The 18,802-nt window shown below is 72.0% G+C and carries 20 protein-coding genes and 4 tRNA genes; 12 read left to right on the forward strand and 12 right to left on the reverse strand.

All coding sequences use genetic code 11. The features are described 5' to 3' along the window. Positions 1 to 57: 57 nt before the first annotated feature. Positions 58 to 1,518, reverse strand: coding sequence for a DEAD/DEAH box helicase (locus L1785_RS01335; protein ID WP_236087305.1), 1,461 nt, complete (start codon positions 1,516 to 1,518; stop codon positions 58 to 60). A gap of 156 nt (positions 1,519 to 1,674) precedes the next feature. Between L1785_RS01335 and L1785_RS01340 the strand changes: the two genes are divergently transcribed. Further along, positions 1,675 to 2,430, forward strand: a complete 756-nt coding sequence (locus L1785_RS01340) for a M50 family metallopeptidase (RefSeq protein ID WP_372461770.1) — start codon at positions 1,675 to 1,677, stop codon at positions 2,428 to 2,430. A gap of 63 nt (positions 2,431 to 2,493) precedes the next feature. Here the strand turns inward: L1785_RS01340 and L1785_RS01345 are convergent, their stop codons facing one another. Beyond that, positions 2,494 to 2,781 (reverse strand): iron-sulfur cluster biosynthesis family protein, encoded by a 288-nt coding sequence (locus L1785_RS01345; RefSeq protein ID WP_236087307.1) that lies wholly within the window; start codon positions 2,779 to 2,781, stop codon positions 2,494 to 2,496. 336 nt (positions 2,782 to 3,117) lie between these two features. Here L1785_RS01345 and L1785_RS01350 point away from each other — a divergent pair. Beyond that, positions 3,118 to 3,190, forward strand: a tRNA-Lys gene (locus L1785_RS01350). A gap of 411 nt (positions 3,191 to 3,601) precedes the next feature. On the opposite strand, the gene L1785_RS01355 is transcribed toward L1785_RS01350, so the two are convergent. Next, positions 3,602 to 4,177: a maleylpyruvate isomerase N-terminal domain-containing protein gene (locus tag L1785_RS01355; protein ID WP_236087308.1), complete on the reverse strand. Its 576-nt coding sequence runs from the start codon at positions 4,175 to 4,177 to the stop codon at positions 3,602 to 3,604. Between the two features lie 577 nt (positions 4,178 to 4,754). Then, complete coding sequence (locus L1785_RS01360) at positions 4,755 to 5,222, reverse strand: SgcJ/EcaC family oxidoreductase (protein ID WP_236087309.1); 468 nt, start codon at positions 5,220 to 5,222, stop codon at positions 4,755 to 4,757. 117 nt (positions 5,223 to 5,339) lie between these two features. Between L1785_RS01360 and L1785_RS01365 the strand changes: the two genes are divergently transcribed. Next, positions 5,340 to 5,810 carry a MarR family winged helix-turn-helix transcriptional regulator gene (locus L1785_RS01365; RefSeq protein ID WP_236087310.1) on the forward strand — a complete coding sequence of 157 codons (471 nt, stop codon included), beginning with the start codon at positions 5,340 to 5,342 and terminating at the stop codon, positions 5,808 to 5,810. Here L1785_RS01365 and L1785_RS01370 read toward each other — a convergent pair. Continuing rightward, positions 5,792 to 6,274, reverse strand: a complete 483-nt coding sequence (locus L1785_RS01370) for a hypothetical protein (RefSeq protein ID WP_236087311.1) — start codon at positions 6,272 to 6,274, stop codon at positions 5,792 to 5,794. The two genes, L1785_RS01365 and L1785_RS01370, sit on opposite strands and share 19 nt — an antisense overlap. A gap of 63 nt (positions 6,275 to 6,337) precedes the next feature. Here L1785_RS01370 and L1785_RS01375 point away from each other — a divergent pair, with 63 nt between their 5' ends. Both L1785_RS01375 and L1785_RS01380 read left to right on the forward strand, forming a co-directional pair. Then, positions 6,338 to 7,123, forward strand: coding sequence for a glycerophosphodiester phosphodiesterase (locus L1785_RS01375; protein ID WP_236087312.1), 786 nt, complete (start codon positions 6,338 to 6,340; stop codon positions 7,121 to 7,123). A gap of 168 nt (positions 7,124 to 7,291) precedes the next feature. Beyond that, positions 7,292 to 8,236, forward strand: coding sequence for a glycerophosphodiester phosphodiesterase (locus L1785_RS01380; protein ID WP_236087313.1), 945 nt, complete (start codon positions 7,292 to 7,294; stop codon positions 8,234 to 8,236). A 22-nt stretch (positions 8,237 to 8,258) separates the two neighbouring features. Here the strand turns inward: L1785_RS01380 and L1785_RS01385 are convergent, their stop codons facing one another. Beyond that, positions 8,259 to 9,713, reverse strand: a complete 1,455-nt coding sequence (locus L1785_RS01385) for a protealysin inhibitor emfourin (protein ID WP_236087314.1) — start codon at positions 9,711 to 9,713, stop codon at positions 8,259 to 8,261. A 79-nt stretch (positions 9,714 to 9,792) separates the two neighbouring features. Next, positions 9,793 to 10,443, reverse strand: coding sequence for an antibiotic biosynthesis monooxygenase (locus L1785_RS01390; RefSeq protein WP_236087315.1), 651 nt, complete (start codon positions 10,441 to 10,443; stop codon positions 9,793 to 9,795). Positions 10,444 to 10,962: 519 nt separating this feature from the next. Between L1785_RS01390 and L1785_RS01395 the strand changes: the two genes are divergently transcribed. After that, positions 10,963 to 12,327, forward strand: a complete 1,365-nt coding sequence (locus tag L1785_RS01395; protein WP_236087316.1) for a M15 family metallopeptidase — start codon at positions 10,963 to 10,965, stop codon at positions 12,325 to 12,327. 20 nt (positions 12,328 to 12,347) lie between these two features. On the opposite strand, the gene L1785_RS01400 is transcribed toward L1785_RS01395, so the two are convergent. After that, the gene (locus L1785_RS01400) at positions 12,348 to 12,710 is read right to left on the reverse strand and encodes a metallopeptidase family protein (RefSeq protein ID WP_236087317.1); all 363 of its coding nucleotides are present in this window, start codon (positions 12,708 to 12,710) and stop codon (positions 12,348 to 12,350) included. 117 nt (positions 12,711 to 12,827) lie between these two features. Between L1785_RS01400 and L1785_RS01405 the strand changes: the two genes are divergently transcribed. The 5 genes from L1785_RS01405 to L1785_RS01425 all read left to right on the forward strand — a co-directional run bounded on the left by L1785_RS01405 (position 12,828) and on the right by L1785_RS01425 (position 14,376). Continuing rightward, a tRNA-Glu gene (locus L1785_RS01405) sits at positions 12,828 to 12,900 on the forward strand. Positions 12,901 to 13,025: 125 nt separating this feature from the next. Then, a tRNA-Asp gene (locus L1785_RS01410) sits at positions 13,026 to 13,099 on the forward strand. A 52-nt stretch (positions 13,100 to 13,151) separates the two neighbouring features. After that, positions 13,152 to 13,224, forward strand: a tRNA-Phe gene (locus tag L1785_RS01415). Between the two features lie 322 nt (positions 13,225 to 13,546). Next, positions 13,547 to 13,960, forward strand: coding sequence for a phage holin family protein (locus tag L1785_RS01420; RefSeq protein WP_236087319.1), 414 nt, complete (start codon positions 13,547 to 13,549; stop codon positions 13,958 to 13,960). Further along, entirely contained in the window at positions 13,957 to 14,376 is a 420-nt protein-coding gene (locus L1785_RS01425) for a DUF3618 domain-containing protein (RefSeq protein ID WP_236087320.1), read from the forward strand. The genes L1785_RS01420 and L1785_RS01425 overlap by 4 nt, the downstream gene beginning before the upstream one ends. Before the next feature lie 54 nt (positions 14,377 to 14,430). On the opposite strand, the gene L1785_RS01430 is transcribed toward L1785_RS01425, so the two are convergent. Next, on the reverse strand, positions 14,431 to 14,640 hold the full coding sequence (locus L1785_RS01430; RefSeq protein ID WP_236087321.1) for a BldC family transcriptional regulator: 210 nt from the start codon (positions 14,638 to 14,640) through the stop codon (positions 14,431 to 14,433). Positions 14,641 to 15,242: 602 nt separating this feature from the next. Here L1785_RS01430 and L1785_RS01435 point away from each other — a divergent pair. Next, a complete protein-coding gene (locus L1785_RS01435; protein WP_236087322.1) occupies positions 15,243 to 15,455 on the forward strand; it encodes a DUF3073 domain-containing protein in 213 nt (70 codons plus the stop codon). A gap of 144 nt (positions 15,456 to 15,599) precedes the next feature. Here L1785_RS01435 and purM read toward each other — a convergent pair whose 3' ends face one another. From purM to L1785_RS01450, 3 genes are all read right to left on the reverse strand, one after another. Next, on the reverse strand, positions 15,600 to 16,709 hold the full coding sequence (purM, locus tag L1785_RS01440; protein WP_236087323.1) for a phosphoribosylformylglycinamidine cyclo-ligase: 1,110 nt from the start codon (positions 16,707 to 16,709) through the stop codon (positions 15,600 to 15,602). Between the two features lie 40 nt (positions 16,710 to 16,749). Beyond that, the gene (gene purF / locus L1785_RS01445; RefSeq protein ID WP_236087324.1) at positions 16,750 to 18,297 is read right to left on the reverse strand and encodes an amidophosphoribosyltransferase; all 1,548 of its coding nucleotides are present in this window, start codon (positions 18,295 to 18,297) and stop codon (positions 16,750 to 16,752) included. 63 nt (positions 18,298 to 18,360) lie between these two features. After that, on the reverse strand, positions 18,361 to 18,663 hold the full coding sequence (locus L1785_RS01450; RefSeq protein WP_236087325.1) for a histidine kinase: 303 nt from the start codon (positions 18,661 to 18,663) through the stop codon (positions 18,361 to 18,363). Positions 18,664 to 18,802 lie beyond the last annotated feature (139 nt).

Raw genomic sequence — 18,802 nt, forward strand, 5'->3', positions numbered from 1 at the left:
TCCGCTGGTGGCAACCTCCCCGCTCACGCCGGTGTTCCCGGCGCGAGCGGGCACCGGTCACGCGCCGGTCGGACGGCTCCCGCCACGGCCGCGGCCGCCGCGACGACGGCGGCTGCCACCGGCGTTCGCCGTCGTGCCGGCCTCCGTGGGCCGCGAACCGCCGGACGACGCCGGACGGCCCGCCTGGCCGCTCGTCGAGGTCCAGACGCGCCCGGCCTGCGGCGACTGCTCGCGCGAGCCGCGGCTCTGGCCCCGGCCGGCGCCGGAACCCGCGGCCGAGCGACCACCCGAGCCCGCGGGCTTGCGCGACTGCTGCTGCTGCGGCGCCGGCGGCGTGTACGCCACGAGCGGCGCGACCTCGCCCACCAGGGCGGAGACCGTCGCGTCGCCCGGCGTGACGCGCTGCGGCTGGGCCGTGATGCGGGCCTTGCGGGTGAGGTCGCGCACGTCGGCACGCTCCTCGGGCAGCATGACGGTCACGACGTCGCCGCCCGAACCGGCGCGGGCCGTGCGGCCGGACCGGTGCAGGTACGCCTTGTGCTCCGCCGGCGGGTCGACGTGGACCACGAGCTCGACATCGTCCACGTGGATGCCGCGCGCCGCGATGTCGGTCGCGACCAGCACCTTGACGGTGCCGGTCGAGAAGGCCTCGAGGTTGCGCTCGCGCGCGCCCTGGCCGAGGTTGCCGTGCAGGTCGACCGCGGGGACGCCCGAGGCAGTGAGCTGCTTGGCGAGCTTCTTCGCCTGGTGCTTGGTGCGCGTGAACAGGACGCGCCGGCCCGTACCCTGCGCGAGCTGGTGCACGACGTGCTTCTTCGCGTCGGCGTCGGCGACAGCGAGGATGTGGTGCGTCATCTGCGGCGGCGGCGCGGCCGCGTCGTCGACCGAGTGGGTCACCGGCTCGTGCAGGTAGCGCTTGACGAGCACGTCCACGCCGTTGTCGAGCGTGGCGGAGAACAGCAGGCGCTGCGCTCGGGCCGGGGTGCGGTCCAGGATGCGCTTGACGCCGGGCAGGAAGCCGAGGTCCGCCATGTGGTCGGCCTCGTCCAGCACGGTGATCTCGACCTCGTCGAGCCTCAGGTGCCGCTGGTTCAGCAGGTCCTCGAGCCGGCCCGGGCAGGCGATGACGATGTCCACGCCCGCCTGGAGCGCCGAGACCTGGCGCGACTGCGCGACGCCGCCGAAGATCGTCGTGGTCCGCAGGCCGAGCGTCTCGGCGAGCGGCGCCAGCGCGGCGTCGATCTGGTTCGCGAGCTCACGCGTCGGGCACAGGACCAGCGCCCGGGGGACGCCGGGGCGGCGCGCACCACGGCGGGCGCCGGCGGCAAGGCGCGTCACCATGGGCAGGGAGAAGGCGAGCGTCTTGCCGGAGCCGGTGCGGCCGCGGCCGAGCACGTCACGGCCGGCGAGCGAGTCCGGCAGGGACGCGGTCTGGATGGGGAAGGGGGTGGTGATGCCGCGGTCCGTGAGCGCGCTCACGATGGGCGCGGGCAGGCCGAGGTCGGCGAAGGTCGTCACAGGTAAGAGGCCTCTCGGGGCTCGTAGCGGCGCCCTCGTGGCGCCAAGTCGTGGTCCGCCGCGCACAATCCGGGGATCTTCACGACGCCGGGGCGCGCGGTCCGCGCAGCCCTCGAACAGCAAGTGTCTCACGTCTGGCAACACGTGTGTGGTTCGATGGCCCGCATGAATTCAACGAGCTCCCCGTTCGGAGCCGTGGGCGACGTGCTGGGGCAGATCTGGACCAACGCGACCACGCCCGTGGACCCGCCGGCGCAGACGGTGGTGCTGACGATGTGCGCCGTGGCGTTCCTCATCGTGGCCGTCCGCCCGGTGTGGGTGATCACGCGGCACGTCATCACGATCGCGCACGAGGGCGCGCACGGCTTCGCAGCGCTGATCACGGGCCGCAAGCTGGAGGGCATCCGGCTGCACTCCGACACCTCCGGCCTCACTGTCTCCCGCGGCGCGCCCCGCGGTTTCGGGATGGTGCTGACCGCGTTCGCGGGGTACGTGGGGCCAGGCCTGGTCGGCCTCGGCGCGGCCTGGCTGCTCCGCCAGGGCTACGCGGTGGGGCTGCTGTGGCTGCTCGTCGCGCTCCTCGGCCTCCTGCTGCTGCAGATCCGCAACTGGTTCGGCCTGTGGTCGGTGCTCGTGAGCGGGGCGCTGCTCGTCTTCGTCTCTTGGACGCTCGAGCCCCCGGTGCAGAGCGCCGTCGCATACGCGGTGACATGGTTCCTGCTGCTGGGGGCGGTGCGACCGGTGCTCGAGCTCCAGGTCCAGCGCGCCCGGGGCCGGGCCCGCACCTCCGACGCCGACCAGCTCGCCCGCCTCACCGGGGTCCCCGGCCTCCTGTGGGTCGGCGTGTTCCTGGCGGTGACCGTGGGCTCGCTCGTGGTCGGCGGCGCCTGGATCCTCGGCGTAGCGCTGTAGCTCTTGCGTGAGCAGTCGGAGGCTCCCCGGGCACGCGCCCGGGGAGCCTCCGACTGCTTCGCCTCAGGCCTGCTGCGGCGTGAGCACGAAGCCCGGGCCCTGAGCGGCCGGGTCGGCGTCGAGCGTGAGGGCGTCGAGCGCCGGGGCGGCGTCGGCCTCGACGAAGACGTGCGTGGCGCCCGAGTCGTCGACCACCTGGTCGTCCGGCTGCGGCGCGGGAACGAGCGCGAGCTCGAAGTTGCCCGGCTGGCCGGTGGCCTGCGCGATGCGCAGCCCGCCCTCGGCGGGCACGCCGGCCTGCTGGACAAGGTCCTCGACTGCCGAACGGGCGTTGTCGGTCACGGTGAGCACGGCGTGCTCCTCTCGTAGGTTTCCTGGACCAGTCCACCGAACCAAGCCCGGCCGCTTGTCGCAAGCATGAGACGCAATCTGCCCGGATCCTCCCGGATGGTGGGACTCGGCGCGACAGACCGTCGGAGCCTCGCATAAGGTGCCCCGCGGCCGGGCCATCCGGGCGCCGATCCGGTGCCGACCCGGATGTCCGACCCCGGTTGCCGCGCACCGACCACGACATCCTGGCCCGACCGGACCCCCGGAAGGGCCCCGATGTCGTGGTCGCGCTGCCAGAACGAAGCGCGCATCCCGCGTAGGCTGGGGTGTCGTCGCCCGGGGCATCTCTCGGGCGCGGGGCCTCTAGCTCAATCGGCAGAGCTGCGGACTTTTAATCCGTAGGTTCCGGGTTCGATCCCCGGGGGGCCCACCTTCACAACGCCGTGACCAGCACGGTTGTTCGCGCCGGTGGCGTCCCGCCCGAACAACCGGCGCGCCGTGTGCGACGTGGTGTGCGACATCAAGCCGCATCCCCGGCGACCGGCGAGGCCGCGAACAGCCCATCGAGCGGGCTCACGGCGCCACCGACAACGCGACGGCCCGTGTACACGTCCTGCGTCATCGACGGCCGAGCGTGCCCGAGTTACCGCCAGGCAGCGATCGGGGCCAGGGTGCCAATCCTGCCAGGAGTCTTTCTCAGCCAACCGATCGCCTCAGGGTGTGGGCGGGTGATCTGCGCGTTCTCATCGAACGAATGGGTGCCCCATGAGTCATGGGTGGTTCCGGAGCGGCCCTCTCCCGCTTCGGCGACCGCCTCTCGTCGAAGGTGCGCGACGCGATGTCAATCGATCGCAGCCTTCAGGATCCACGACGTGACACGGGGGCGGTCTTCGAGATCCACTCGCCCGGTAGACCACAGGAGCACCTGGACCGGGTCACCTTGCGGAGCGTCGGGGAACAGTCGGGCCAGCACCGCGGCGCAAAGCGATTCAGGTGGAAGCCAGCTAATCCCGAGACCCTGCGTGATGTCATACGTATGCACCAGGATCTCGTTGACTCCCAGCGCTGCAAAGCCGCCTGGGTCAGTCGCCCCCCAGTGCCATGCGCGAGCGTCGGGTCCGGCCACGGCCAGCGCGCTGCTCAGAAGCCTTCCCGAGGCGATGACCACCTCGAGCACGTCACGCGGCGGCGCGTCGGCGCGGATGACGAGATCGAACGGCAGGTAGGCACTCCCCGGCTTCGCCGCTACCTGTCCCGCATAGGCGAGAAGGTCATGTGCGACATGGGCCGCTGTCGTCCAGCAGTTCCACTCCAGCGACCCAGCCGGGCTCTGCCAGTCTCGCGCCTCGTACGGCGTGAGTACTTGGACCATCTCGGCCACGGCCTGTTCGACGTCTCGGCTGTTCATCGAGCGCATGCGAAGGAGCCTTCCAGGTTCGTCCTCGTCTGCGAAAACCATATTCCGTAGGTCGAGCTGCTGCGGGGTCTCAGGTGCGACGACGTACCGCTTCGGTGAGGCCCCGACGCTGTTCCTTCGCAATCTCTTCGAGGTACCCGGGAACTCCGCCTCGCCTCCCAGGCCGCTGCCGCAGATCCCGAGTCGTGAGGAGTTTCCTTTACTGGCTCAAGGCGCGGCTTCGCCACGCGTCCGGCCCGCCCGGGCAGGGCCCCGCGATGGGGCCCCGCGGCTCCGGCGCAAGCGCCTCTGCCGCACCCCAGCGCACCCCGCCCAGCGAGCCGGACACGAGAACGACGAAGACGGTTCGGGAGGGCGATACCCCTTCGGTGAACGCATGACGAATGAACGCCAGGTGCGGAAGCGCCAGTGACCGACCCGCAGCCACGCGCAGGCGGTATTCGCCTGGTCAGGACCTCGGCCGACTCGCACGAGTGATGGTCGGACGATCGCACGAGTGATAGTCCAGTGATCGCAAGGCGTGACAGCGGGAGCGAGTACACCGAGGCCGTGGGTGATCACGACGAGTTCCCCCAGGTCAGCCCTCGGCGGGCCTGGTGGCGGGCTGGACCCTGAACGAGACAGCCTCCATCAGCGGCCGGTGCTGGGTCTTCTGGACGGCGCCGATGCCCCAGCCGCCGTCGGCTCCGCGGACAACGACGTACGTGGCGAGCTTCCCGAGCCGGCGCGGTGCCTTCTTGGCGACGTCGCCTCGGGTGACGACGACGGCGGTGTCGGCGCCGTAACGGCGGATGTCGAGGATCTCGAGGTGCAGCCGGGTACCGCTGAGGAAGCTGCCGAACAGGGCCTGGTGGGCGCGGCCGATCTCGGCGCCTCCCTGGTAGACGGTGCCGACGAAAGTGACGTCGCTGGCGTCGGCGGTGAAGCACGCGCCGTAGGCAGTGCCGTCGCCGCGGTTCCACGCCTCCTGGCTGCGGGCGAGCAGGTCGCGGATGGCCAGGTCGTCGTCCTGGGTCGTCTGGGTGAGGCTCGTGATGCCGGTCATCTCGATGGGTCCCTTCTCATGTCTCGGATTCAGACCGGGTCTGGTACCTTCTCACAGGAAGTTACTTCTACAAGGAAGTCTCTTCTCCGAGGAAGAGACTATGGGGAGGGCGAGTCCGTGTCAACACCGCCGTCGGACGCGAGCCGGGCCTACCGCCGCTACCTCAGCGCCGTCCTGCTGCACGGCCACGCCAGCGCCAGGGCCTGCGACCTCGGCGCGACCGATCTCTACGCGCTCAACATCCTGGAGCTGGGGGGGCCGATGACGCCGGGCGAGCTCGGCTCGCGCGCCGGGCTGACCACCGGGCCGACCACCCGGCTCGTCGACCGACTCCAGGCGGCTGGGTACGTCCGCCGGGCGCCAGACCCGAGCGACCGACGCAAGGTGATCGTCGAGCCGATCGGCAAGCCGGCGCAGCTCGACGAGGTCATGGCACCCGCCCGGCAGAGGATCGGCGAGATCCTCGCCGGATACTCGGGCGAGCAGCTCGATGTGCTCCTCGACTACTTCAGCCGCGCCACGCAGGCATACCAGGACGCCGTCGAGCACCTGCCCGACCGCGACTCACGTCAGCAGAGCGCCTCGTAGGCGCGCAGGCCCTCGGTCGCCGCACCGATGTCGAGCTGGAGGTCGCCGCCGTCCATCGCGTCGAGCTTTTCCTGGACCTGGACGAACGGCACGCGGATCTGCGCGATCGGGTCGCGGAACTCCTCCGGCACGCGGTCCTGGAGCCGGCCCAGGTCGATAGCCAGCGCGTGCATCCGGTCGGCCATCGTGGGGTCCAGGCCGTCCTGGCTGACGTCGAGCAACGCGGCGGCGACGCGGTCGGCGAGGTGCTCGTCGTCGTAGACGTACATCGCGGCGCACGCCTCGTTGGCGTTCAGGGGTCCGTCGTCGCTCTGCGGCTCCGTCACGGTGACCGACGGCGTCCCGCTCGCCTCCGCGTCCGGCTCCCCGTCCGAGCCGCAGGCCGAGAGCAGCAGGGCCAGCGTGAGTCCGGTGACGGCGACGGCGGCCGTGCGGGCGGCGACGCGACGGGAGCGCAGGATCATGCGGACATGAAACCATCCATGGCCGGGGATCCCTGAATCGGGCCCGCGTGCGAGGCTGTGGCCGTGACGACCCTGCTTCCTCCCGGTCCCGTCGGCGGGACACGGCCCGTGGTGGTCGCGCACCGCGGCAACTCCTCGGTGGCCCCGCAGAACACCCTCGTCGCGCTCGAGGCGGCGTGGCGGGCCGGCGCCGACGCGGTCGAGATCGACATCCAGCTCAGTGCCGACGGCGAGATCGTGGTCATCCACGACGACACAGTCGACGCGACGACCTCCGGCACCGGCCGCGTGGCCGACCTGTCGCTGGCCGGCCTGCGAGAGCTGGACGCGGGCTCCTGGTTCTCCCGCCACTACGCGGGACAGCAGGTGCCGACGCTCGGCGAGGTGCTCGGCTTCCTCGAGTCCCGTCCCGGCACCGACCTTCTCCTGGAGCTCAAGGACGAGTGGTCGGCCGCAGACGCCGCACGGGTGACCGGCGCGATCGACGCGGCGCGCCTCGGCGACCGGGTCGTCGTGCAGAGCTTCCACCCGTCGACCGTCGCCGCCCTGCGGGACGTCGCGCCGCACCTGCCGCGCGGCCTCCTCGTGTGGGAGGGGCACCCGGGGGCGGTCGCGCTCGTCGACGAGCTGGGTGTCGCGTGCTGCAACCCGTCGGTCGGCCTCGCGCGCTCCACCGGACTGGTCGCGGACCTTCACGCCCAGGGCCTGCGGGTCATGGTGTGGACCGCCGACGAGCCGGAGGAGTGGGCGGCCCTCGAGGCCCTCGGGGTGGATGCGATCATCACGGACCGCCCGGACCGCCTGTCGGGCTGGCTGGCCGGAAGGCCGGCGGCGCATCCCGCCACGTAGACCCCCCGCCCCGGCGACGGGGCGGTTGCGGTCACGTGGACGCGCGGTCGCGCCCGGGACGACGGCGTGAAATCCTCCCGAACTCTGGGGGAACTTGGGTGCGAACCGTGGGAACGGCCCCTGCCGAGACCTACCGTGAGGTCGACCGCCGCACCCCGGGAGCTCGCCATGGCCGCCTCAGCCGCACTCGTCGCCCCATCACCCGTACACCCCGGCGATCCTGGCTCGCGGCCACGCCGACGTCGCCCGGCTCCGTTCAGCTGGCTCGCGCTCGTCGCGAGCCACCGGACGCACGCCCGGGCCGGCCGGCACCCGACCGGCCCGGTGCCGGTCACGGCGCCCCGACCGGCGACCCGGCTCCTCGCGCCTACCGCGACCCCAGCCGTCGTCGCGCACCGCGGCAACTCGTCCGTCGCGCCGCAGAACACGCTCGCCGCGCTCGAGTCCGCGTGCCGCGCGGGAGCCGACGCCGTGGAGATCGACCTGCAGCTCACGGCCGACGGGGTCGCCGTCGTGCTGCACGACGCCACCGTCGACGCCACGACCGACGGCTCCGGCCGCGTCGCAGCCCTGACCGCCGACCGTCTGCGCAACCTCGACGCCGGAGCCTGGTTCGCCCCGGCCTTCGAGGGGCAGCGCGTGCCGACGTTCACAGAGGTGCTCGGACTTCTCGCCCGGCATCCGGGCACCGACCTGCTCCTCGAGCTCAAGGACGCCTGGTCGCCCGACGACGTCCGGGCCGTCGCCGACGCGATCGACGCCGCCGGGTTCTCGGACCGGGTCGTGGTGCAGAGCTTCTGGCCCGACACGGTCGCGGCCGCCCGGGACGTCGCTCCCCACCTGCCGCGCGGGCTCCTCGTCGCGTTCGAGCCGTCCGACCTGCGGGCGGTCTGCGCCGGTCTGGGCGTCGTCGCGTGCAACCCCTCGGCGCGGATGGTGGCCGGCGACCCGACGCTCGTCGCCCGCCTGCAGAACGCCGGTCTGCGCGTCATGGTGTGGACGGAGAACGACCCCGCAGCGTGGGCGGTCCTGTCGGGCGCGACGGGCCGGCCGGCGGTGGACGCGATCATCACGGACCGGCCGGACCGCCTCCTCGGCTGGCTCGCGAGGTAGTCGCCCCGTCCGGCCGATCCGCCTACCGCTCGAGCGCCAGCTCTGCCAGCCGCTGCAGCTCCGGCGTGACGTTCTGCTCCGGCACGACGGCCTCGGTCCCTCCCGCGACGAACGTGTACATGAAGGCGTCAGGGTGCGCGGGCTCCCCGCCGAGTTGCTGAGCCACCGTAGTGAAGTCGATCCGGTGGACGAGGACCCGGATCTCGGGCGTGCGCGGGTCGCCGTCGTCGTCGAGGTCGATCACGGCCTCGAGCGTCAGGCCGGTGAACCCGCCGCTGCGCCGGACCACGACCGTCGAGGTTCCCGCGCCGCCGGCCGGCTCGCCTTCAGCGGCCTCGTCGGCCCCGCCCGAAGCGACGTCGCCGCCCGGGCCGACCAGTACGGCGTCGGGCAGCACGACACCCACCGTGGCCCACGCGGTCCGAACGGCCTCGGCGTGCTCGCCCGCAGACTCGACGGTGGCGGCGGCGAAGCCCTCGAAGTCCGCGTCGGAGGGGACGCTGAGCAGCGCGTCGTACCAGATGCGGCCGGCGCCCTCGGCGGAAGACCCGCCGATCGCCGTCGCGGCGAGGTGGAACGCCCGGTTCGGGATGCCGGAGTTGATGTGGACGCCACCGTTGTCGTCGGAGGTGACGACGTAGTCGTCCATGTGGCCGGGCTGCGGGTCGCGGCCGAGGGCGGGGTCGTCGTAGGCGGTGCCGGGCTCGGCCATGGAGCGCAGGGCGCGACCGTCGATGCCGGGCCGGAACAGACCCTCGCCGATCAGCCAGTCACCCTCCTGCGCGGTCTGGCCGAGGACGCGCTGCTTGAGGCACGCACCAAGAACGTCCGACACGGACTCGTTCAGCGCGCCCGCCTGTCCGCGGTAGACGAGTCCGGCGGTGTGCTCGGTGACGGCGTGCGCGAGCTCGTGGGCCAGGACGTCGACGGGCTTGGTGAAGCGCTCGAAGACGCGCCCGTCGCCGTCGCCGAACACGAGCTGGGCGCCGTCCCAGAACGCGTTGTCGTACTTGTTCCCGTAGTGCACCGTCGCCAGGACGCGGGCACCTGCGTCGTCGAACGAGTCGCGCCCGAACGCCTCGGCGAGCATCTGGAGCGTCGCCCGGACGCCGGTCCAGGCCTCGTCGACGGCGACGTCGCCCGACTCCGCCTCCTGTGTCTCGTCCCGCACGGCCTCGCCAGGCAGCCGCGTGCTGCTCGCGGCCGTGTGCACGGTCCACACCTGCTGCCCCACGCCGGTCACCTCGCCTCCCGGTGCCGTCTCGCCGTAGCGCGGTTCCTCACCGTCCGGGGCGAGCGCCTGCAGCCCGACCTGGTCCGTGGGGCGCCGCTCGCGGGAGGCGCGGATGCGGGCGTCGAGCTCGAGCGTGCGGCGGCAGTCGTCGGCGGCCTGCGGTTCGGCGAGCACCCCCTCGCGGGCGGCCTCGGCGATGTGCTGGAGCAGGTAGGGCGGCACGATGCCGTGCGGTCGGCTCATATCCCTTATGTACCACCCGTCCTGTCCGTCCGCGTTGCGACCCGCGGGGCTCTCGCCGCCTCGACCTACCCCGGCGTGGCTACCCCGGCGTGGCCGCGTGCAGCCAGCGGTGAAGCCGGCGGGTGACCCACGGCAGGACCCAGTAGGCCATCACGGGCGTGAGGACGAGCGTCGAGGCGAGGACGCGTAGGACGACCGGCCAGCCGTCCCAGCCCGGCACGAGCAGGCCCACCAGGGCGGTGAACGCAAGATTCACGGGGAAGAAGCCGAGCCAGATGCTCGTCGCCTGCTTCCACCGCGGCGGCACGACGCCGGAGCCCGCCTCTCCCGCGCCGGGCTCGTCGATGCGGGTCGGCGCGTCGAACCAGCCCTCGATGCCGGTCCTGCGCTCGGTGCGGCGCTCCTCGACGAGGCCCTCGCCCCCGACGAGCCACTCCTGGCGCTGCTCGGAGCCCTCCCAGGCCTCGAGCCGCTCGGCGTCGGCGAAGCGGTACAGCATGTACCAGTCACGAGAACCTTCGGCGGCGCGGATCCATCCCGAGCCGAGGAAGCCGGGCCACCGGTTGGCGAGGCGGACTCCTGCCTGGACCCAGGCGGTGACCTCGGGGACCCGGTCGGGGCTCACGACACGGTGGATCGAGACGGTGACGGGCTCGTGGGCGCGGGCCGGTGGATGGTCGGCTGCGCCGCGAGCGATCTCCGGCGGGTGGCCGGTCTGTTCTGTCGACATCCGAGAAGTGAACGACGGCGCGCCTCGGTGGCGGCGCCCCAGCACCTCTGCGGACACTCTCGTCTCAGGATGCAGACCTGATCTCCGGTCGTGGAAACGCTTCTACCGATCTGGAAAGCGCTTCTACTGGACGGTCGTTCAACTCGCGGGTGTCCGTCCCTTCTTCACCGCGGGGTCACGAGTGCTTCACGGGGTCCGTGAGGAATCCTGCCGGAATCCGTTGTGGTCAGACCGAAAACGTCGCTCACGATGGATCAGTTGCCGCCGTGGGAGCGGACCCACGTCCCCGGGTTCCACGCCGGTGGCACGCGTGCCATGGCCCCCGGAAGACGGGCGCGAAGCCGTGGCCTGACAGCACCGGACCACCCGGGACCGTCCGTTCGAGGGGTACCCCCCTCGCGGTCCCGCTCGCCCACGGGCACATGGTCCGGTGCATGAACGGAACGACCACGTGACCCAGACCGTCTTCCCCGGCCTTGCCGACGGTGTCCCTGCCCCCGAGCGTACGGAGGCCCCTTGATGGGGCGCCACTCCGGGACCCGGCGCGAGATTCGCGCCGCCTCCCGGCAGCACGCCGGCCCCACCAAGCACGCCCACCCCCTGACCCGCCGTTCGTCCCTGGCCGTCGCGGCCGCGCTCGCCACCATGGCGCTGACGACGACGGCCGCCGCCGGCCTCGGCTCCGGATCTTCGACCTCGACGAAGTCTGCCGCTGCCATGGCCACCCCCTCGGCCACCCCTTCGCCTGCCACCGCCACGGCGGTCGAGGTGAGCACCGAGGTCGCCACCGCCGTGCAGGCCGCCGACGAGGCGCTCTCGGATGCGCAGTACGCCGCAGATGCGCCGGTGGACGCCGCCGCCCACGAGCAGATCGCACAGGCCACGTCCGTGCTGCGCGACCTCGTCGCCGACGCGACCACCGAGCCGGTGCTCGTGCGCACCTCCGCCGCCTCGCGCGGCACCGAGCGCACGCCGGCTCCTGCGGACGCCGCCGCATCCGCCGAGCCTGCGTCGACGGACGCCGCCGCATCCGCCGAGCCTGCCTCGACGGACGCCGCCGCATCCGCCGAGCCTGCCTCGACGGCCGCGGCCGTGGCAGCCGAGGCCGTCTTCAGCAATGTTGTCGCGACCAGCGCCGCGGTATCAGCCGTCGACCTGGGGACGCCCCTCCTCGACGCCGACCCCGTCGTCGAGGCGCTGACCGTCGCCGACCCGGCCGCTGAGGCACCCGTCGAGGTTGCCGGGGCGGCCGCGGCCGCACTCGTGGAGACCGGTGCGGCGTCGGGCAGCGGGGAGGTCGCCGAGGCCGCCGTCGCGATCCAGGATGCGACCGCCGCGCTCCGCGCGCTGCTCGACACGACGAAGCTCGCGGCGGTGTCCGTGACGCCTGCGCCGCCCACCCCCGAGGAGATCGCCGCCCAGCAGGCCGCCGCGGCCGCGGCCGAGGCGGCGCGGCTCGCCGAGCTGGCCTCCAGCACCGCGGGATACGGGAACGGCAAGATCCCCAGCAACCTCCTGTGCAACCTCTCGTTCGCACCCGGCGAGCAGCTGCGCTGCGACGCGGCCGCCCAGCTCGAGCGGCTGAACGTGGCGTTCGCGGCCCGGTTCGGACGGAACCTGACGGTGAGCGACTCGTACCGGTCGTACGCGGAGCAAGTCGCTACCAAGGCGCTCAGGGGCTACCTGGCGGCCACGCCGGGCACGTCCAACCACGGGTGGGGCCTCGCGGTCGACCTGTCGGACGGGCTGCAGAGCTACGGCACCGCCGAGTACGAGTGGATGCGGGCGAACGCGCCCGCGTTCGGCTGGGACAACCCCGACTGGGCGCGTCCCGGCGGGTCGAAGAGCGAACCCTGGCACTGGGAGTACGGCACCCTGGCCTGAGGCACTTCGCTCGGGGGCCGTCAGGCCCAGCCGAGCTCGTGGAGGCGGTCGTCGTCGATGCCGAAGTGGTGCGCGATCTCGTGCACGACGGTGACGGCGACCTCCTCCACGACTTCCTCGCGCGTCTCGCAGATCGCGAGCGTGGGGTTGCGGAAGATCGTGATGCGGTCCGGCAGCGAGCCCGCCGCCCACGCCAGGTCGCGCTCCGTGAGCGGCACCCCCTCGTAGAGTCCGAGAAGGTCGGGATCGTCGGCCGGGGCGTCGTCCTCGACGAGCACCACCACGTTGTCCATCTGCGCGGCCAGGTCCTCGGGTATGAGGTCGAGGCCGTCGCCGACGGCCTCCTCGAACTCCTCGCGCGTCATCTCCACCACGGGGACCATCCTGCCCCCTCCGGCGGCACTACCCCCGGCGGAGGACCTGCGCTCCGGCCCGACCGCCCAAGGCGGGAAAAGCGAGCCGAGCGCCCGGCAGATCCCTGTAGACTGGCGCGCGTCTTAGCCCCCATCGTCTAGCGGCCTAGGACCCCGCCCTTTCACGGCGGTAGCACGGGTTCGAATCCCGTTGGGGGTACGGCTCTCCGCCGTGACCGCGAGGTGCTCGTCCGCCCTGATCAGGAGCCGATTTCGGTTCCGGCCGGAGGTGGGTTAGGATTCTCACGGCTCACAGCGAGCCCCACGGTCGCGGGTAGCGACCATGGCCCTGTAGCGCAGTTGGTTAGCGCGCCGCCCTGTCACGGCGGAGGTCGCGGGTTCAAGTCCCGTCAGGGTCGCGCGATATGCGCCCGGTCACATCGGAAACGGTGTCCCGGGCGTTCGCGTCACGGCTCTGTAGCTCAGTTGGTAGAGCGTTCGACTGAAAATCGAAAGGTCACCGGATCGACGCCGGTCGGAGCCACAGTGAAACCCCCGAGAACTTGGTTCTCGGGGGTTTTCTTTTGCCCGCCGGCTCCGCCACCATCTCGCCCGCGTCGTGCGTTACGACGAGTGTGTCGCACGGCACAACGATCACACACACGCTGAGCCACGCTGCGAAGTTTTCTCCAGCATTTCCCTTGGTCACGCATGGAGATGTTCACGATAGTTCATCCACAGGCACGAACCGCAGGAATTGCCGCGTGCGGCCAGGACGGGTTGAGTGGGACATCGGGACTGCTCGGGAGGTTGCGGGCGCGCGTCCCGAGGTCAGCACGGGCCACGCACGGGCACAGGAGGAGCACATGACCGAACAGGTGAGGGACGCACTGCACGACGATCGCCCGGCGTCGCTGGGCAAGCTCGTCGAGCACCTGACGGAGCAGACCAGCCGGCTGGTGCGGGCCGAGGTCGCGCTGGCCAAGGCCGAGCTGGCGGAGAAGGCGGCGCGCTCGGGCATGGGAGCCGGGCTCCTGGCGGGCGCCCTGGTCTTCCTCACGTACGCGCTCGGCGTCCTCATCCTGGCCGCCGTGCTCGGCCTGGGCGTCGTGTGGCCGCTGTGGCTCTCCGCGCTCACGATCGGCCTGTTCCTGGTCCTCCTGGCCGTCGTCCTGGTCCTCGTGGGCGTACGGCAGCTCAAGAGGGCGGGCAGGCCCCCCGAGACCGTCCAGCGGGTCAAGGACGACATCACGACGATCAAGGAAGGGATGCGCCGATGACCGCGCAGACGCCCGGTGCCGGGGCCCAGGACGGCCCGGAGGGCTCTTCCGCCAGCCATGGCACCCACGGGGGCCCGAACGGTTCCAGCAAGACTCTCCCGCCGCGCACCCCGGTCGACCGAAAGCAGCTCGAGGCGGACGTCGTGCGCACGCGCACGGAGCTCGCGGCGACGATCGACGAGCTGACGACGCGGTTGAGCCCGCGTTACCAGGCGTCCCACCTGGTCCGCAGCACGAAGCAGGCTGCGGAGGACGCGGGGTCGATGGTCGCGGGGATCTTCACGCGACAGAAGAACCCGGCGCCTGACGAGCGCCGGGTTCGCAATGTGAAGATCCTCGTGGGGGCGACCCTCGGACTTGTCGCCCTCGGAGCGGCGGCCGTGGCGGCCGCGGCTCTCCGGCGCGCGCGGGGCTGAGCTGGGGACAGCACCCGGCGCGCCGTCGTCTCCTACCTGCCAGCGATCCGCCGGCTACTTATCGGTGTCGTCGGCACTCTCGGCCGCTGCACCGAGCAGCGCCCGAACCTCGGACTCCTTGTACCGGCGGTGCCCACCGAGTGTGCGGATCGACGAAAGCTTTCCCGCCTTTGCCCAACGCGTTACCGTTTTGGGATCAACACGGAACAAGCTCGCTACCTCGGCAGGCGTGAGCAGGACCTCGGATTCTCCGTGGATGGACATCCCTGCACCTCCTCCGGAACGGGTACCGGCTTGACAGTGTCAAGCGTTGACGGCTCCCGCTCTCTCACCATTGTTAGCAGCAAACAGGATTTAGGCGACTTGGGGACACGGATGAATTCGCCACCTATGAACCCCTCGCCACGCTCACCAGGATTGGGAGTGTCTGGGACACCTCGTCACGAGACCATCCTCACACTGATAGTCGTCCGGCAACACCCCGTTCTCCTCCTGTTTCCACCAGTTTCACCGTACCCCCGTGCGCTGTGCAGTGGCTGCAAGGGCCTGTTGGGATGCCTGTGCACCGCCCGCGGAGCCGCGGGACGGCCTCCGCGGCCCGCTCGGACGGCGCTCGAGGCTGCTTCGGCAAGGTCATACACCGGTCACGTCGGAGTCATCCTTCCGCTAGCATGTTCAGCGCGCCGGACAGCCACTCCGGTGTGGCGCGCGCCGAACATCCACCGCGGACCGGACGAATACGACCGGCGGACTGGAGGGAATGGCGTGCGAGCATGTACCGTTGGAACCTGAACAGACGAAACACACTTCGGGGCCGCACGTCTGAGCACGTGGCCGCCCCGCTCCTACGTGAGGGGGTCGGAGCCATGGGCCGCGGCCGTCAGAAGGCAAAGCAGACCAAGGTTGCTCGGGCGCTGAAGTACTACAGCCCCGAGACCAACTACCACGCCCTCGAGCGGGAGCTCAGCGGGGACACCCCCCGCACGGACGTGGCGACGGAGTCGCGGTTCACGGGCTCCGAGGACGACGAGTACGACAACCGCTACACCGAGTGGTCCGAAGTCGACGACGATCGCTGACCGTCCGTCCGACCAACCCGCCGGCGTCTGCCCGCCCGAGTCCTCGGGTGAGGGGGAAGAGCCCAGCGGAGAACCACAGTCCCGCGGACAAGCGAGTGGCCGCCCTGCACCTGCAGGGCGGCCACTCGCGCGTGCGGTCCGGGATCAGCCCCGGTAGTCGCCCACCAGGCGCACCGCGCCGCCCGAGACGCCCTTGGTGCCCGCCACGAGGTCATCCCCGGCCGTACCGGCGTCGAGCACGCCGACGGTGCCGAGGACCCATGCGGGCACGCCCAGAGCCGCGAGGCGGGCCAGTGCGGCGTCGGCCCCGTCGGAGCCCACGACGGCCACCATGCCGACGCCCAGGTTGAGCGTGTTCTCGAGGTCGCGGCGGGGGACGCCGCCCAGCTCGCGCACGATCCGGAAGACCGGCGGCACGTCCCACGTGGAACGGTCGACAGTGGCCACGAGCCCGGCAGGCAGCACGCGCGCCAGGTTGGCGGCGAGCCCGCCACCGGTGACGTGCGTGAAGGCGTGGACCTGCGCGGCGTCGTCGGCCGCCAGGGCCAGGACGTCCGAGGCGTAGACACGCGTGGGCTCGAGCAGCTCCTCGCCGAGCGTCCGGCCGAACTCGTCCACGTGCCGCGACAGGTCCCACCCGGCGTGCTTCACGACCGCCCGGACCAGCGAGTACCCGTTGGAGTGCAGGCCTGACGACGCCATCGCCACGAGCACGTCGCCGTCGCGCACCCGGTCGGGGCCGAGCACGGCGTCGGCCTCGACGATGCCGGTGGCGGCGCCTGCGACGTCGTACTCGTCGGGGGCGAGCAGGCCGGGGTGCTCGGCCGTCTCGCCACCCACCAGGGCCGTCCCGGCCACCTCGCAGGCCTGTGCGATGCCGCGCACGATGTCCGCGATCCGCTCGGGCACCACGCGGCCGGTGGCGATGTAGTCCGTCATGAACAGCGGCTTGGCGCCCACGACGACGATGTCGTCCACGACCATGCCGACCAGGTCGAACCCGATGGTGTGGTGGATGTCGAGCGCCTGCGCGATCGCCACCTTGGTGCCCACGCCGTCCGTCGACGTGGCGAGGAGAGGCGCCCGGTACGAGGCGAAGGCCGAGAGGTCATACAGGCCTGCGAAGCCGCCCACCCCGCCGAGCACCGCCGGCCCGTGCGTTCGCCGCACGGCGTCCTTCATGAGCTCGACGGCCTTGTCGCCCGCCTCGGTGTCGACGCCGGCGGCGGCGTAGGTCAGGCCTTCGGAAGTCACAGCCGGTCTCCAGGGTGGTGCGAAGTTCAGGGGTGCGAGGTCAGGGGTGCTGGAGGGCGGACCCGGCGCCCGCGCTCACGGCGATCCGGCTGAGGCCGTCCTCCGGCGAGCCGAGCGGCAGCTCGGCCTGCTCGAGCAGGTGCTTGCCGAGCTGATCGTCCGGCGGCAGCTCGATCGGGTACTGGCCCGTGAAGCACGCGGCACAGAGCTGCGACGCGGGCTGCTCGGTGGCGGCGATCATGCCGTCGGTCGAGATGTAGCCGAGCGAGTCGGCGCCGAGCGACTGCGCGATCTCGTCCACGGACAGGCCGTTCGCGATGAGCTCGGCGCGCGACGCGAAGTCGATGCCGTAGAAGCACGGCCACTTCACGGGGGGCGACGAGATCCGCACGTGCACCTCGGCGGCGCCCGCCTCGCGGAGCATCCGGATGAGGGCGCGCTGGGTGTTGCCGCGCACGATCGAGTCGTCGACGACGACGAGGCGCTTGCCGCGGATGACCTCGCGCAGGGGGTTCAGCTTGAGCCGGATGCCGAGCTGGCGCAGCGTGTCCGACGGCTGGATGAACGTGCGGCCCACGTACGCGTTCTTCGTCAGGCCCTGGCCGAACGGGATCCCCGACTCGGCCGCGTACCCGACGGCGGCCGGCGTGCCGGACTCCGGCACCGGGATGACCAGGTCCGCGTCGACGGCGTGCTCACGAGCGAGCTGGCGGCCCATCTCCACGCGCGCCGCGTGGACGGACCGGCCGTTGATCGCCGTGTCGGGGCGGGCGAGGTAGACGTACTCGAAGACGCAGCCGGCCCGATCGACCGGCGCGAAGCGCGTGGACCGCAGACCGTCCGCGTCGATGGCGATGAGCTCGCCCGGCTCGACCTCCCGCACGAACGACGCGCCGACGATGTCGAGGGCCGGCGTCTCGGACGCGACCACCCAGCCGCGCTCGAGGCGGCCCAGGACGAGCGGTCGCACACCCTGCGGGTCACGGGCGGCGTACAGGGTCCGCTCGTCCATGAAGACGAGGGAGAAGGCGCCGCGCAGGCGAGGGAGCACCTCGAGCGCGGTGGTCTCGAGGGTGCGGTCGGCGTCGCCCGCGAAGAGCGCGGTGATGAGCGCCGTGTCCGTCGTGTTGCCGCGGGCGAGCTCACCGCGGCGCTGCGCGCCGTAGCGCTCGGCGACGAGGTTGACCAGCTCGGCGGAGTTCGTCAGGTTGCCGTTGTGGCCGAGCGCGACCGTGCCGGTCGCGGTGGCGCCGAGCGTCGGCTGGGCGTTCTCCCAGGTGACGCCGCCCGTCGTCGAATAGCGACAGTGTCCGACGGCGATGTGGCCGGTCAGCGCGTTGAGGGCGGTCTCGTCGAAGACCTGGGAGACAAGACCCATGTCCTTGTAGACGAGGATCTGCTCACCGTTGCTGGTGGCGATGCCCGCGGACTCCTGGCCGCGGTGCTGCAGGGCGTACAGGCCGAAGTACGCGAGCTTCGCGACCTCCTCGCCCGGGGCCCACACTCCGAAGACGCCGCAGGCGTCCTGGGGACCCTTCTCGCCAGGCATGAGGTCGTGGTTCAGGCGGCCGTCTCCGCGGGGGGGCATACCACGAGTATCCCACGCCTGCAGGGCACCACCGGGACGGGTCCACGGCAGGTGACCGACGCCTCAGCGCCGGCGCAGGCTCCAGCGGTCGGCGACGACGGCGGCGAACCCGGCGAGCAGCGTCGTCACCGTCGTCACGAAGACCGTGAGGACCGTGGCGTACACGCCCGGCTTGAGGATGCCCTGCGCCTCTCGGGTGCCGACCAGGTACAGCGAGAGCGCCACCCCTGCGACGATCCCCACCAGGGCACCCGTCCAGAAGAACGCCTTGTAGCGCGGCGCCCGGCGCACCGTCGCGGGGTCGACGACGCGGCTCACCTCGACCTCGTCGGTCGTGCCGTCGTGCGGTGCCTGCGTCTCGCTCACCCGTCCAGCCTAGCGGCCTCAGGTGACGTCGAAGTAGTGGGGGGGGGGGGGGGGGGGGGGGGGGGGGGGGGGGGGGGGGGGGGGGGGGGGGGGGGGGGGGGGGGGGGGGGGGGGGGGGGCGGGCGCGCCCCGGCAGAAA

Source organism: Antribacter soli, from assembly GCF_021568775.1.
Lineage (GTDB): Bacteria > Actinomycetota > Actinomycetes > Actinomycetales > Cellulomonadaceae > Antribacter > Antribacter soli.